This is a genomic window from Crossiella cryophila (genome assembly GCF_014204915.1).
Lineage (GTDB): Bacteria > Actinomycetota > Actinomycetes > Mycobacteriales > Pseudonocardiaceae > Crossiella > Crossiella cryophila.
In genome coordinates this window covers 7127503-7141900 of sequence record NZ_JACHMH010000001.1, presented here as the reverse complement: position 1 = coordinate 7141900, position 14398 = coordinate 7127503, and the positions used below count along the sequence as shown (strand labels likewise).

Sequence of the window (14398 nt, the reverse complement as noted above, 5' to 3'; positions counted from 1 at the left end):
TCAGGGAGCGCCCCATGCCGTTCTCGACGTTCACCCGAGCCGTCACCGCCGCATTCGCGGCACTGCTGGTCCTCCCTGTCTCCGCGGCACCACCCGTGGACGCCGCCCCACTCGCCGAACTGTCCGGCGCGCACTGGGTCTGGCATGCCGAGGGCAGGCCACAGCTCGACGCACCCGCGGCGACCCGCTACTTCCGCAAGACGTTCACCGTCGCCGAGGGCGCGGTCCGTGACGCCCGGTTCGTGGTCACCGCCGACGACATGGTCGACGTGTGGCTCAACGGCAAACCCCTTGCCTCCTCGCCCCGCGACCCCGGCTCGTGGCGCACCGCGCTCGTGGTCGACCTGCGCCCGGCCTTGCGCGCGGGCGGCAACACCCTCGCCGTGTCCGCCCGCAACACGATGGGGCCCGCCGGACTGCTCGGCCGCCTGCACATCGCCACCGCGTCGGGGACGACCGAGCTGGTCACCGACGGCAGCTGGAAGTCCACCCAGGCCGTCCCGGAAGGCTGGGAGCAGCCCGGTTTTGCCGACGGTGACTGGGGGAGCGTCGCGGACCTGGGCGGCTACGGCATCGCGCCCTGGGGTCGGGGCATCACCGCGCCCGGTCCCGCGGGTGGCTCCCCGCTGAGCGTGGCCGAGGCGACCGTCGAACACCGGCGCGACCCGCTGGGCATCGACCCGGCGCGACCGCGCTTCGGCTGGAAACTGGCCTCGGCCCAGGCGCGGCAACGCCAATCCGCCTACCAGGTGGTAGTTTCCGCCGCCGGTCGCGAAGTCTGGGACAGCGGCCGGGTCGCCGCCACCCAGCAGGTCGACGTGCCCTACGACGGCCCGCCACTCGGTTCGCTGACCGCCTACACCTGGCGGGTGCGGGTCTGGGACGGCCAGGGCAGGGCCAGCCGCTGGAGTGCGACCCAGCGCTTCGAGACCAGCCTGCGTACTCCCTCGACCGAGTGGTCGGGCGAGTTCATCGGCAGTGCCGGGACCGCCCCGAGCCTCGCGGGCGCGAGCTGGATCTGGTACCCGGAGGGCGATCCGCTCGCCGGTGTCCCGGCCGCGACCCGGCACTTCCGCTGCACCTTCGACCTCGCCGCCGCACCCGCGAAGGCGACCCTGGTGGTCACCGGCGACGACACCGCGTCCGTGTGGGTCAACGGCGTCGAGGTGAGTTCGGCCGACCGCGCGCCCGACTCGTGGAAACGGGCGGCCGTGCTGGATCTGACGGGCAAACTCAAAGCTGGTACCAACACCATCGCCATCCGCGCCGAGAACACCAGCCAGAGCCCGGCCGGGGTGATCGCCAGTCTTACTGTCCCCAGTGGACAGTCAGTGGTGACCGACAGCGGCTGGAAGTCCGATCAGACCGGACCGGCGGGTTGGGAGCTGCCAGGGTTCGACGACAGCGGGTGGCCTGCCGCGCGGGCGCTGGCGACCTACGGCGGCGGCCCGTGGGAGTCCAAGGTGGCGGTCAGTCGCCCGGCCCCGTTGCTGCGCAAGAGTTTCACCGTGAGCAAGCCGGTCGTGCGGGCGAACCTGCTCAGCACCGCGCTGGGCCTGCACGAGACCAGGCTCAACGGGTCCAAAGTAGACACCGAAGTGCTGGCCCCAGGCTGGACCGACTACGGAAAACGCCTGCAGTACAAGGTGTCCGACGTGACCCGGCAGATCCGCCAGGGCGAGAACACCCTGGCCGCGCTGCTCGGCAATGGCTGGTACTCCGGCAGCATCGGCATCGCGGGCGCCCAGCGCTACGGCACCCAGCCCTGGTACTCCGCCCAGCTCCACCTCACCCACCCCGACGGCACCAGCACCCTCGTGCGTACCGACGGCAGCTGGAAGACCATCGACGGACCGATCCGCGCCGACGACCTCTACCACGGCGAGACCTACGACGCCCGCGCCGAGGCCGGCGGCTGGGACAGCCCCGGATTCGACGACCGCGGCTGGCCGGGCGCGGGGGTGCGTACGGGTGCCAAGCCGAACCTGGTTCCCCAGGCGGACAACGGGGTGCGGGTGCAGCAGGAGTTCCGGCCGGTCGCCATCACCCAGCCCAAGCCGGGCGTGTGGGTACTGGACCTCGGCCAGAACTTCAGCGGCTGGAACCGCCTGGAGGTGACCGGACCGGCCGGGACCACGGTGACCATGCGGCACGCCGAGGTGCTCAACCCCGACGGCACCATCTACACCGACAACCTGCGTGCGGCCGCCGTCACGGACCGCTTCATCTTGGCGGGCAACGGAAAGCCGGAGGTCTACGAGCCCCGGTTCACCGTGCACGGCTACCGGTACGTGGAGCTGACCGGCCTGCCGGCCGCGCCGACCACCGGCACCCTCACCGGGCGCGCGATGTGGACCAGCGGTGCCCGCAGCGGCACCTTCAGCACCTCGAGCCCGATGCTGAACCAGTTGCAGCACAACATCCTCTGGGGTGAACGGGCCAACATGCTGTCCATCCCGAGCGACTGCCCGCAACGGGACGAACGGCTGGGCTGGACCGGCGATATCGCGATCTTCGCGGGCACCTCGGCGTTCAACCTCGACGTGCGCAACCTGCTCGGCAAGTTCGCCGACGACATGGTCGACGCGCAACACCCCGACGGCGCGTTCACCGACGTGGCACCCGGCGTGCTGACCGGGGCGGGCTCGGCGGGCTGGGGTGACGCGGGCGTGATCGTGCCGCACACCCTGTGGCAGCGCTACGGCGACACCGGCGTGATCGACAAGCACTTCCCCGCGATGGTCCGCTGGGTCGACTACCTGCGGTCCACCGCCGGTCCCGACCTGATCCGGGATCGCCCGACCTTCGGCGACTGGCTCAACGTCAACGACGACACCGCGCGGGACGTGGTCTCCACCGCGTTCTTCAGCTGGTCGGCGCGCCTGCTGTCCAGGATGGCCGCGGCCACCGGCCGCACCGCGGAAGCCACCCGCTACGGCACACTGGCCGACCAGGTCGCCACCGCGTTCACCCGGAAGTTCATCGCCGCCGACGGAACGGTCGGTACAGGCAGCCAGACCGCGCACGTCCTCGCGCTGGCCTTCGGCCTGGTCCCCGCCGATCGGGTGCGGTCGGTGGCAGACCGGCTCGCGGCCAAGGTCACCGCTGCCGGCGGGCACCTCAGCGTCGGCTTCCTCGGGGTGGAGAACCTGCTGCCGGTGCTGGCCGGGCACGGGCACGCCGACCTGGCCTACCGGGTGCTGCTGCAACCGGACTTCCCCGGCTGGGGCTACATGATCGGCAAGGACGCCACCACGATCTGGGAGCGCTGGGACGGCATCCGGCCGGGCGGTGGTTTCCACGACCCGGGGATGAACTCCTTCAACCACTACGGCCTCGGCTCGGTCGGCGACTTCCTCTACCGAACGGTCGGTGGGCTCGCCCCAGCGGACCCGGCCTACTCCGCGCTGCTGGTCGCTCCCCGCCCAGGCGGCGGCCTCACCTCGGCGAAGTCGGCGCTGGAAACCCCGTACGGCGCGGCCGCCAGCGACTGGTCGATCTCCGGCGGCACGCTCACCCTGCGCGTGACCATCCCGGCCGGGGTGTCGGCCACGGTACGCGTCCCGACCGATCGGTCGGCGGCCATCAGCGCACCGGCCGAGGCAGTGCCGTCAGCGCCCGGCACGTACTTCCTGCCCGCCGGGTCCTACGTGTTCACCGCTCCGGCGTGAGCACCGGCAGTGGCGTGCCGACCAGCGCGTGGGCCTCGGCCTGCGGCATGCCGAGCATGCACAGGAACTGTTCGGCGAGCTGGTCGTAGACGGCGTCCTCGTCGAAGTCCGGGTCGGTCAGCGACAGGTGCAGCGCCGCCAGCAGTGACCCGGCCACCGTGGCCATGGCCAGTTTCGGGTTGGCCACCCGGAACCGGCCCGACTCGATCCCGGCGGTGATGTCCCGCAACGCCCTGGGCGCCAGGCCGCGCTCGGAGTCCAGGTAGGCCACGCCGTGCCGCACCATGACCTGGGCGATCTGCGGACGTTGGCGGGCGAGCCGCCCGGCCAGACGGACGGACTGCGCGAAGGCCGCGGCGGGGTCGGGCAGGCTGCTGCCCAGTTCGTCGAGCTGCCCGCCGATCTCCTCCAGGACGTCCTCGACCGCGGCGCCGAACAGCTCGGTCTTGCTGGGGAAGTGGTTGTAGAAGGAGCCGAAGCCGACATCGGCGGCGTCGGTGATCTCCTGGATGCTCGCCTGGTGCGCGGTGCCCGCGGCGAGCATGGCCCTGGCCGCGTCCAGCAGCTTGCGCCGGGTCTCGGTCTTGCGGCGGTCGAGGCGGGTCGTCATGACGGCGATCCTACGGGGATGTCACTTCTGATGAAATCATCACCTGCGGCTTGACGGGGTCGCCGTAGTACTCAGGAAATTTCGGGCGGATATGGCTCGACAGGCTTCTGAACTGGGGATCTTCGGGTACTGGCTGGAGGCGTGGGTGGCGGCGCAGGTGTTCGCGAACGGTCGAGGCATCCCCGGCCGCGATCAAGGCGGAGGTCGCGAAGCTGGAGTTCCCGCGCGGCCTGGGTGCCGACGCCCTGGACCTGTCAGTGCTCCCGGCTGGGCGGCACCGGTTCCTGGCCACCGTCGGCCGCCGCTTGACCGCGCAGGTCCTGGACGCCGTCTCGTTCGCCGGTGGGACCGCGGCGGCCGGTCTGCTGGAGGCGGTGGAGATCCTGCGCGAACTCAACGCCACCGGCGCGCGGCGCGTTCCCGACGGGGCGCTGGAGGGGTTCGTGCCCGCACGGTGGCGCGGCGACCTCGACACCGCGCGCAAGTCCGGGAGCACCAGCGCCTACCGGGACTACTGGGAGCTGTGCACCCTGCTCGGACTGCGCGATGGGCTGCGCACTGGCGAAGTGCACGTGCCCGGCTCGCGGCGCTACTCCGGCCCCGCGACCTACCTGCTGACCCCGGACAAGTGGTTGGGACAGCGCGCGGAGTTCTGCCGGCTCGTGGGCAAACCCGCCCACCCCGACCGTGCCCTGGCCGTCACCGAGGTTGACCCGTCCGATCTGGGAGAGCACCTGCAGCGTCTGGTTGTAGTTGGTGATCAACACCGACACCGCCAGATCGACCTGCTCGCCGACAAGCCCGAGTCGAGCACACCATCGCCCATCTTCAGAACTGGCGCAGCCTCACCCGTCACCTCAGCCGCAGGGACACACTCAACGACAACATCCGTGCCATCGCAAGCCTGCTCTCCGACCACGAACACGACCAGCCCCACAGGTCAGCCATACACGCCCTGCCGTCCGGAAAAGCCATGTGACACAACGCGTTCCGATGAGTCGCGACCCCTAACGACCGAAGTCAGTTGATCACCTGTGTGGCAACCACCCCTGGAATCCGCCGGCAACGAAAGGTCGACCGGGAAGCAACATCCGGAACCGAATCGGCAACGAAGGGCCGACCGGGAAGCAACATTCGGACCGGCCTGCGCTGACAGCATGCCCTTATGAAGTTGATCAAGAGCATGGGCGCCAAGAAGGCCCTGGGTGTGTCGCTGGCCGTCGTGGCCGCGCTTGGCATGACGGGCACCGCCTCCGCGGCCAGCGGCCTGCACCCAAGGGACCTGTGGGACATCCTCGCCACCGACCCCAGCCCGAAGCCCTATGTGGCCCCGCATGTGCTGGCCGACAAGGCCGACCACCCGGCAGACCAGTACTGCGCGATGCTGGCTGTCAAGGACGCCCCCGACGACGACAAGGACCCGCTGACCGTGTGCGGCTCCGACTTGAACGAGGCCTCCGCCAAGCTCAAGGAGATCGAGCCCCTGGCCAAGACCCACCTGGTCTCCCTCTACGAGGACGAGAAGTACGGGCGTGCCAACGACCAGGTGTACGGCGATAAGGGCAACTGCGACAAGGATGGCTACCGGATCAAGATGACTCCGTGGTGGCAGCTCAACCTGTCCTCAGTGCATGGTTGGAACGGCTGCGACAAGGGCCGGTTCACCCAGCGGACCGCCACAGATCACTCCCGCACCATGGACTTGCCTGCGCCCGGTATCGGCGAGTTCAACGACAACACCAAGTATCTCCGCGCCCACCACGGCTGACTGGAGCCAGTGCCATCGATAGTGGCATCAGATGGGAGTCGGCAGTAGGTGAAATCCTGCGGGGCCATCCCCTGCAATCTGCGGGTATGGCCCCGCAGGGGTTTCATACATCAGGCAGAGCCTGACTTTGGCTGCGCTCGTCGCCTCGATGAAGTCGTCGACGTGGTGCGGCTCGACGCCGGCCGGGCGGCTGCGGGCGCTGGAGGTGGGGCTGGAGTTCCTCACCGGCGAGCTGCGCGGCGGCCACGGTGACGCGGATGCTGGGCGAGCACGACCAACGGCGGGCCGAGGCCGCGCTCACCGCTTGACCCGGACTGTCCTTGTGATTGATAGTTTCATCAGAAGTGATGGAATCAGCAATCAGGAGGTTGGCCGATGACGCTTGAGCAGCCCCCGGCCACGGCCCACCGGGACCTGCACAGTCCCGACGGCGCCCGCCGCGGCGAGCATCCCGGACGGGCCGGGAACCCGGTGGTGAAGGTGCTCGACCTGGCCTGGCTGGTGTTCGAGAAGCCGGACCTGGACCGGGCGGAGACCTTCGCCCGTGACTTCGGCTTCACCGTCGCCGCCCGCACCGCCGACGAACTGCGGCTGCGCGGCACCCTGGCGGGCACCGACGCGGTGGTGATCCGCCGCGGCCCGCGCTCACGTTTCGTCGGCCCGGTCTTCCAGGCGGCCGAACGCGCCGACCTGGACCGGCTCGCCCGGCACGCGGGCACCCGGGTGCGGCCGCTCGGGCCGGGACGGGCGGGCCGGGTGGTCGACCTGGTCGATCCCACCGGCATCCCGGTCGGGGTGGTGCACGGCGCGGACGTCGGCGCACTGCTGCCCGGCCAATCACCGTTGCCGCACAACACCGGCGGCTCGCCACTGCGGATCAACGCCGCCCAGCGCCCGGTGCGCGAACCGGCCAGGGTGCAGCGGCTCGGGCACGTGGTGCTGCAGACACCCCGTTTCCTGGCCGCGCTGGACTGGTACCTGGACACCCTCGGGATGATCGCCAGCGACTTCCTGTTCCTGCCCGGCCAGCGTGATCTCGGCCCGACCATGGTCTTCCTGCGCTGCGACCGCGGCGCCACCGCCGCCGACCACCACACCCTGGCCATGCACCTCGGCCCCGAGCGCGGGTACGTGCATTCCGCCTACCAGGTAACAGATCTGGACGCGCTGGCTGCGGGCGGGGAGTACCTGGCCGAACGCGGTTACCGCCGGACCTGGGGGATCGGCCGCCACATCCAGGGCAGTCAGCTCTTCGACTACTGGCGCGACCCGGACCGGCTGATGGTCGAGCATTTCGCCGACGGCGACCTGTTCGACGCCTCCCTGGAACCCGGCTGGGCGCCGATGTCGGCCTCCGGTCTGGCCCAGTGGGGACCGCCGGTCACCCGCGATTTCCTCGGCGCCACACCGTCTCCGGCCATGCTGCGCGAGGTCTACGCCGCACTGCGTGCCGAGGACACCGAACTGACCGTGACCCGGCTGCTGGCCCTGAAGAAAGCGATGTCCCGATGACCACGACCGTCCTGCGCACCGCCGAGGGCTGGTGGGTCGAACTGCCCGGCGCCGGCCGCGCCGCGAAGGTGGCCACCGCCGCCCGGACCACCGCCGAACTGCTCGCCGACCGCGCGGCCTTGCGTGCCGCCGTAGACGAGTCCACTGTGGACGTCGCTGAACTTGACCTGCTCTCGCCGATCACCGCGCCCTGCCGGGTGGTCGCCCAGATGGTCAACTACCGTTCGCACGCCAGGGATTCCGGCTTCGACCCCGACACTGTGCCGCCCACCTTCTTCCGTAAGGCATCCGGCTCGATCAGCGGTCCACATGCGACAGTCGTGCGTCCGGCACACGTTGCCCTGCTGGACTACGAGGTCGAACTCGGCCTGGTGCTCGGCGCGCCACTGCCGGTCGGCACCGCGGTGACCGAGGCGAGCCTGCCGCGGTACCTGGCCGGACTGGTGGTGGCCAACGACATCAGCGCCCGCGACGTCCAGCTCACCAAGGGCCAGTTCTACGAGAGCAAGTCCTACCCGACCTTCACCCCGCTCGGCCCACGCCTGGTGTTGCTGGCGGACAACGACTTCGCTCACTTGGAACGGCTGCGGTTGCGGCTGTGGGTCAACGGCGCGGCCCGCCAGGACCACACCCTGGCCGACCTGATCGTGCCCCCGGCCCGCGCGCTGACCCTGCTCGCCCGCTTCCAGGAACTCGCGCCCGGCGACCTGCTGCTGACCGGCACCCCCGGCGGCACCGCGTTGAAGGCACCGCCGAAGCCGGTGGAACGCCTCGCCGCACTGCTGCCGCCCGCGCTGAAATGGCGGCTCTTCCTCAAGGGACAGGCCAAGAACACCGACTACCTCCAGCACGGCGACCTGATCACCGCCTCGATCGGCACCGACGACGGCGCCCTGGACCTGGGCACCCAGTGCACCCCGGTGGAGCACCGGTGACCGAAGTGGTCGTGGTCGGGGCAGGCCCGGTCGGACTGACCGCCGCCCTGCTGCTGGCCCGCCGGGGCGTCGACTGCCTTGTCCTGGAACGGCATCCGGCGCCATACCCCCTCCCGCGCGCGGTGCACCTGGACGGCGAGGTCGTGCGCATCCTCCAGGAAGCCGGTGTGGCCGAGGGCTTCCGCCGGATCAGCCGCCCGATGCCGGGACTGCGGCTGCTCGACGGCGGCCTGCGCACCTTCGCCCAGTTCCGCCGGGACAACCCGGTCGGCCGCCACGGCCACCCGCAGGCGTCCATGTTCGACCAGCCCGACCTGGAGGCCCTGCTCGCCGAGGCGGCCGAACGTTCCCCGCACATCACGTTGTGCCGCAACGCCGAGGTGACCGGAATCGCCCACCTGTCCGAGGGCGCGCTGGTGAGCTACGAGCGCGACGGCCAAGATCACCAGGTCCGGGTGGCGGCCGTGCTCGGCTGTGACGGCGCGAACAGCACCGTGCGCGCCGCCCTCGACTTCCGCCTGCGCGACCTGGGTTTCACCGAGCCCTGGCTGGTCGTGGACGTCCGCGCACCGAAGCCGCTGCCGATGTGGGGCGGCGTGCACCAGGTCTGCGACCCGCGCCGCGCGGCCACCTTCATGCACCTGGTGGGGGACCGCTATCGCTGGGAGCTGCGCGTCCTGGACACCGACGACCTCGCCGACCTCACCACCCCGGCCGGTCTGGCCCGGCTGCTCGCGCCCTGGTTCGACGAGCACGCGTTCGCCGAGGTGCAGGTGCTGCGCAGCACGCACTACACCTTCCGGGCCAAGGTGGTCGAACACTGGCGCGAGCGCCGGGTCTTCCTGCTCGGTGACGCCGCCCACCAGACCCCGCCGTTCATCGGCCAGGGCCTGGGCTCCGGCCTGCGGGACGCGCACAACCTGGTGTGGAAACTGGTCCGGGTGCTGCGCGGTCAAGCCGGGGACGAGCTGCTCGACACCTACCAGTCTGAACGGGATCCGCACATGGTCAGCCTCATCCGCGCGGCCATCGCCGTGGGCTGGGCGCTGACCGGTGGCAGCGGCCGCACCGCGGCCCTGCGCCGCCTGCTCGTCCGCGGCCTGGCCCGGCTCCCCGGCGTGGGACGGCTCGCCCTCGCCCACGAGTCACCGCGACTACGCCTGCACCCACGTGGTTCGTCGCCGGTCGGCCGCCTCTGCCCGCAGCCGCCACTCGGCGACGGCCACTGGTTCGACGACACCCTCGGCGACGGCTACGCCCTGCTCACCCTGGACCCGGTGCCCGAGCCCGCGGCCGACCTCACGGTCGTGCCGGTCGAACCGGACAGCGAACTGGGGGAGTGGTTGGGCGGCAACGAGATCCGGGCCGCGCTGGTGCGCCCGGACCGGGTGGTCTGCGCGACCGCCAGGGACCGTGGCGCCATCACCGCGTTACTCGCCCGGCATTGAGCGGCAGGCCGGACACCCTTGCCGCACAAGGGTGTCCGGCCGGAGTGCTACCGCCACTCGAACACGCGCACCCAGTCCACCACCAGGTGCTGCGGGAACACCGTGCTGCCATCCGGGCTGCCCGGCCAGTTACCGCCCACCGCCAGGTTGAGGATCATGAAGAACCGGTGGTCGAACACCCAGCGGTTGCCCCGCAGATCCGCCGCGGTGCGCTGCTGGTAGAGCTGCCCGTCCACGAACCACTTGATGTCGGTCGGCGACCACTCCACCGCGAAGTTGTGGAACCCGTCGGTGTAGCGCCGCCCGTCCGGGGAGTTCTTCGACGCGCCAATGCCCTGCGCGCCGGAGTAGCCGGGCCCGTGGATGGTGCCGTGCACGGTGTAGGGCTCGCGGCCGACGTTCTCCATGATGTCGATCTCGCCGCAGTTGGGCCAGCGCGCGGTGTCGATGTCGTTGCCCAGCATCCAGAACGCCGGCCAGATGCCCTGCCCGACCGGCAACTTCATCCGCGCCTCGAACCGCCCGTAGGCCCGCTCGAACTTCCCGCGGGTGGTCATCCGCGCCGAGGTGTACTGACAGGCCCCGCCGTGCCAGCAGTTGCCCCACTGCTCCCGCCAGGCGATGAGCACCAGGTTGCCCGCCTGGTCCACCACCGCGTTGTTGGTGCGGTCGGTGTAGTACTGGAGTTCCTTGTTGCCCCAGCCGTCCGAGCCGTTGCCGATCTCCATGTTCCACTTGTTGCGATCCGGCCCGGTGCCCTGCGGCTGGTTGAACTCATCCGCCCACACCTGCACCCACCCGGTGGGCGCGGCAGCGGCGGACAGCGGAGCGGAAACACAGACCATGGCCAGCGTCGCGGCGAGCAGGCTGCGCAGGCGGGATGCCCTCGATGGCATAGCAACCTCCAGTGGGAGCGCTCTCTTCGCTGGCGGCGGAGTAACAGTGCAAACCTTGGGGACAGGTGTGTCAATCCGTCGGTCGGACGTTGACGCAGGCCCGTCGAGGTGCTTACCGACCGTCCAGTCGGGCGAGGAATGCCGCTGAGCGTTCGAGTACGAGCGCCGTGGCCTCGGCGTCGTGGGCAGGCAGCGAGCTGTCGGTGAAGAGGTGACCACTCCCGGGGTAGACGAAGAGTTCGGCCAGATCCGGCCCGGCGAGCTGGACGAGTTCGCGGGCCGCGGGCAGGTCCTCGCCGAAGAACTCGTCGTCCTCGGCACCGTGGATCTGCACCGGCAGATCCTTCGGCCACGCTCCGAAAGCCCATTCGCCGGTGACCGGGATGCAGGACTCGTAGAGCAGGGCGCCCAGCGCGCCCGGCCGGGTCTGGGCCAGGCGCTGGGCTACCGCCTCGCCCGCGGAGAAGCCCGCGTAGACCAGTTCCGCGGGCAGCTCGCCTACCGATCGGTCGGCACGCCGGTCGAACTCGTCGCCGAGTTCGCGGGTCAGCGCGAGCCCGGCTTCGAGGCTCTCGGGGAGGATCCCGTCGAACAGGTCCGGGGTATGCACGAGGTGCCCTGCGCCGCGCAGGGCCTCGGCGAACTCACGGACCCCTTCGGTGAGTCCCCTGACGTGGTGGAACAGGACTACCTCGGCCATCTGCTTCACTCCTGACTGCTCGGATCGCGGTGGGCGACTGGCGGCACCGTAGCGGTGGTTCAGGACGAATCCGTTCCGCATTAGATTGGGGTCATGGCCGCTGTCAGTCCCGCCTCGCGTGCGCTCCGGGTGCTGGCGCTGATCCAGGAGCACCCGGGGATCACCGCCGACCGGCTCGCCGACCAGCTCGGGGTGACCGCGCGCGCCGCACGGCGCTACGTCGCGATGCTGCGGGAGGCCGAGGTCCCGGTGGAGTCGGTGCGCGGGCCCTACGGCGGCTACCGGCTTGGGCGCGGCATCCGGCTGCCGCCGCTGGTCTTCACCGCCACCGAGGCGCTCGGTCTGGTCATGGCCGTGCTCGACGGCAGCCACCCGGTGGATACCGGTCCGGTCGGGGACGCGCTGGGCAAGCTGATCCGGGCGCTGCCGGAGCACGTCGGCGCGCCTGCGGCGACCATCCGGCGGCACGCCTCCGCCGCGCCGACCCGCCTGCCCCGCCCCGATCCACAGTGGACGATCGCACTGGTCACCGCCGTGGCGCGGCGGCGCCGGGTGCGCCTGGGTTACCGCAGCCGGGCCGGTGCGGAGTGGCTGGAGGAGGTGGACCCGTGGGCCGTGGTCGTGCGGCACGGCCTCTGGTACCTGCTCTGCCACTCCCACCGCGTCAACGCCGTGCGCACCTACCGGATCGACCGGGTCGCCTCGGTGGCGGAGTGCGCGGAGACCTTCGAGCCGCCGCCCGAACTCGATCCCGTGCCGTTGCTGGAGGCGCATCTGGGCACCGGCCGGGAGTTCGAGACCAGGGTGGTTTTCGCCGCGCCGTACGAGGAGGTGGCGCGATTCGTCACGCCGCCGATGGGGCGCCTGGAGCCACTCGACGGCGAGCGCTGCCTGCTGGTGGGCAGTACCAGCAACCCGGCGATGGTCGCCGGTGAGTGGCTCTCGGCGATGCCGTTCGACTTCCGCGTCGAGGGCGGTCCCGAACTCCGGGCGGCGGTCAGCAGCCTTGCCGCGCGACTGGCCGCGGCGGTGTGACCTCGGCCGGGCCGCGCAGGATCCGCCAGCACAGGTAGACGCAGGCGCCCGCGGCAGGCGCACCGCCGAGCAGCGTGGCGGCGATGCCGAGCCCGGTCACCTGATCGGCCAGGTACAGCGGAATCAGCACGGCCGTGGCCAGGCCGAACTTGGTCGCGAAGATCGCGGTGCACAGCTGATAACGCCCACGTTGGGCCGGATCCCGCCGCCAGTCGAATCGTTCGCCGCGGGCCGCGCCGACCGCCAGTCCGATCACCGGCCAGCGCACCAGCATGGAGGCCAGGAACACCGCGGTCCCGGCCGACTGGATGAGCACGGCCGGGAGGTAGAAGTCGACCGCCTGGCCGGTGCTCCCGGCCAGCGCCGCCGAGATCCCGACCATGACCAGTCCGAGTGCGGCCTGCCAGTACTTGCCGTCGGTGAACACCCGCACCGCCGCGAACACCAGCACGCCGCCGACCGCCACCAGCGCGGAGGTCAGCACCTGGCCGGAGAGCAGGTAGGCGAGCAGGAACAACGCCCGCGAGGCGACGCCCTCGGCGACCGTGCGCCAGCCGCCGATCGCGGTGAACAACGAGACCGACTTCTGGGTCAGCAGGGACAGGCTCATGCGCTCGCCTTCGCCGGGGTGAAGCTGGTGCGGCGCATGGTGTTCTCGTAGCCGGCGAGCGCGTCGAGCAGGGTGCTGCGGCCGTGGTGGGCCTCGGCAAGGGCGTCGCGGAGGTGGTGGGCGTCCCGCATGGCCAGGTTGGCGCCGAAGCCAGGGGCCAGGTGGATGGCGTCGCCGAGCACGGTCACCGCACTGGCGGGCCAGGCTCGCGGTGGCGGGATCGTGCCGATGCGCAGGGCGACAGTGGCTTCCGGCCAGGCCTGGGCCAGTACCGCGCACAGCGCCGGGGGCAGGTCCGTGATCAACTCGGTGGCCCGGTGCCAGACCTCAGCCGGTTTTTTGGCCGCACCAAGGCGATCCTGGGTGGTGGGCAGGGCCCACATCACATAGTCCTCGACCCCGGCGACCGCGTTGGGGGACAGGCCGGGCAGCCAGCCTTTCCTTGCGGTGGCGGGGGATTCGGTGAACCGCAGCACGCCCAGTACCAGCATCGTGTCACCCGCGCGCAGGCTGGCGGGGCTGTCGCCGATCAGGTCGGGCAGGCCGGTGCCGGCCACCGCTCGCAGCGGGGTCGCGCCCATGAGCATGCGCCGTCCGGTGTCGACCACCCGAACGTCCGGTAGGTACTGGCGGCGGATGGCCGAGCCGATCCCGTCCGCGCCGACCAGCACGTCCGCGGTGTCCGTGCGGCCGTCGGCGCACCACACCCGGACCGTGCCGTCCGGTCGCTGCTCGAACCGGGTGACCTCCGAGTCGAAGCGCACCACGTCTTCCAGCCCGGTCAGCAACACCGCGCGCAGCAACGGCCGATGGGCCTGCCGACCCGGCCGCGCCCGACCGGCCAGGCCGTCGGCGGGCTGCCTGCTCGCGACGACCAGCGAACCGTCCACTTCGGACAGTGTGAGGGTCTGCTCGCGTGGTCCGCCCATGGTCGCCTCGGCCATCGCGACCTGCGCCGCCGGCAGGCAGGCCCGCAGTGCCGAGGCGCCGCGCTCGTCGATGTGCAGGCTGATCCCCTGCGGACGGCCCAGCTCCCCGTCCCGCTCGTACACCACCACCTCGATCCCCGCCTGACGTAACCCCTGCGCCAGCGTCAACCCGCCGACGCCCGCGCCGACCACGATCACCCTCATGCCCCAGCCACCTTTCTTCACCGCCTGATGAAGAACACCCTACGGACGATTCGGGTGAAACGCCACCAAGCGATGAAGAA

Annotated in this window: 12 protein-coding genes; 7 read left to right on the top strand and 5 right to left on the bottom strand. The window is 71.0% G+C overall.

Annotation, left to right across the window (positions count from 1 at the left end; all coding sequences use genetic code 11):
- The first annotated feature begins 14 nt into the window (after positions 1-14).
- The gene (locus HNR67_RS31145; protein ID WP_185005739.1) at positions 15-3671 is read left to right on the top strand and encodes a family 78 glycoside hydrolase catalytic domain; all 3657 of its coding nucleotides are present in this window, start codon (positions 15-17) and stop codon (positions 3669-3671) included.
- On the opposite strand, the gene HNR67_RS31140 is transcribed toward HNR67_RS31145, so the two are convergent.
- Positions 3655-4281, bottom strand: a complete 627-nt coding sequence (locus HNR67_RS31140) for a TetR/AcrR family transcriptional regulator (protein ID WP_185005738.1) — start codon at positions 4279-4281, stop codon at positions 3655-3657. The genes HNR67_RS31145 and HNR67_RS31140 overlap by 17 nt on opposite strands.
- Before the next feature lie 305 nt (positions 4282-4586).
- On the opposite strand from HNR67_RS31140, the gene HNR67_RS43790 reads away from it, so the two are divergent.
- The 5 genes from HNR67_RS43790 to HNR67_RS31115 all read left to right on the top strand — a co-directional run bounded on the left by HNR67_RS43790 (position 4587) and on the right by HNR67_RS31115 (position 9944).
- Positions 4587-5309 carry a hypothetical protein gene (locus tag HNR67_RS43790; protein WP_221490121.1) on the top strand — a complete coding sequence of 241 codons (723 nt, stop codon included), beginning with the start codon at positions 4587-4589 and terminating at the stop codon, positions 5307-5309.
- A 137-nt stretch (positions 5310-5446) separates the two neighbouring features.
- Positions 5447-6049: a hypothetical protein gene (locus tag HNR67_RS31130; RefSeq protein ID WP_185005737.1), complete on the top strand. Its 603-nt coding sequence runs from the start codon at positions 5447-5449 to the stop codon at positions 6047-6049.
- 375 nt (positions 6050-6424) lie between these two features.
- Complete coding sequence (locus HNR67_RS31125) at positions 6425-7561, top strand: VOC family protein (protein WP_185005736.1); 1137 nt, start codon at positions 6425-6427, stop codon at positions 7559-7561.
- Positions 7558-8496, top strand: coding sequence for a fumarylacetoacetate hydrolase family protein (locus tag HNR67_RS31120; protein ID WP_221490120.1), 939 nt, complete (start codon positions 7558-7560; stop codon positions 8494-8496). The genes HNR67_RS31125 and HNR67_RS31120 overlap by 4 nt, the downstream gene beginning before the upstream one ends.
- Positions 8493-9944 carry a bifunctional 3-(3-hydroxy-phenyl)propionate/3-hydroxycinnamic acid hydroxylase gene (locus HNR67_RS31115; protein WP_185005735.1) on the top strand — a complete coding sequence of 484 codons (1452 nt, stop codon included), beginning with the start codon at positions 8493-8495 and terminating at the stop codon, positions 9942-9944. Before HNR67_RS31120 ends, HNR67_RS31115 begins: the two co-directional genes overlap by 4 nt.
- 47 nt (positions 9945-9991) lie before the next feature.
- Here the strand turns inward: HNR67_RS31115 and HNR67_RS31110 are convergent, their stop codons facing one another.
- Positions 9992-10840, bottom strand: coding sequence for a glycoside hydrolase family 16 protein (locus HNR67_RS31110; protein ID WP_185005734.1), 849 nt, complete (start codon positions 10838-10840; stop codon positions 9992-9994).
- 112 nt (positions 10841-10952) lie between these two features.
- Entirely contained in the window at positions 10953-11540 is a 588-nt protein-coding gene (locus HNR67_RS31105) for a dienelactone hydrolase family protein (RefSeq protein WP_185005733.1), read from the bottom strand.
- Positions 11541-11633: 93 nt separating this feature from the next.
- Between HNR67_RS31105 and HNR67_RS31100 the strand changes: the two genes are divergently transcribed.
- Positions 11634-12575, top strand: a complete 942-nt coding sequence (locus HNR67_RS31100) for a helix-turn-helix transcriptional regulator (RefSeq protein ID WP_185005732.1) — start codon at positions 11634-11636, stop codon at positions 12573-12575.
- On the opposite strand, the gene HNR67_RS31095 is transcribed toward HNR67_RS31100, so the two are convergent.
- Both HNR67_RS31095 and HNR67_RS31090 read right to left on the bottom strand, forming a co-directional pair.
- Positions 12538-13185 carry a DUF3159 domain-containing protein gene (locus HNR67_RS31095; RefSeq protein WP_185005731.1) on the bottom strand — a complete coding sequence of 216 codons (648 nt, stop codon included), beginning with the start codon at positions 13183-13185 and terminating at the stop codon, positions 12538-12540. The genes HNR67_RS31100 and HNR67_RS31095 overlap by 38 nt on opposite strands.
- The gene (locus HNR67_RS31090; RefSeq protein WP_185005730.1) at positions 13182-14318 is read right to left on the bottom strand and encodes an FAD-dependent oxidoreductase; all 1137 of its coding nucleotides are present in this window, start codon (positions 14316-14318) and stop codon (positions 13182-13184) included. Before HNR67_RS31090 ends, HNR67_RS31095 begins: the two co-directional genes overlap by 4 nt.
- Positions 14319-14398 lie beyond the last annotated feature (80 nt).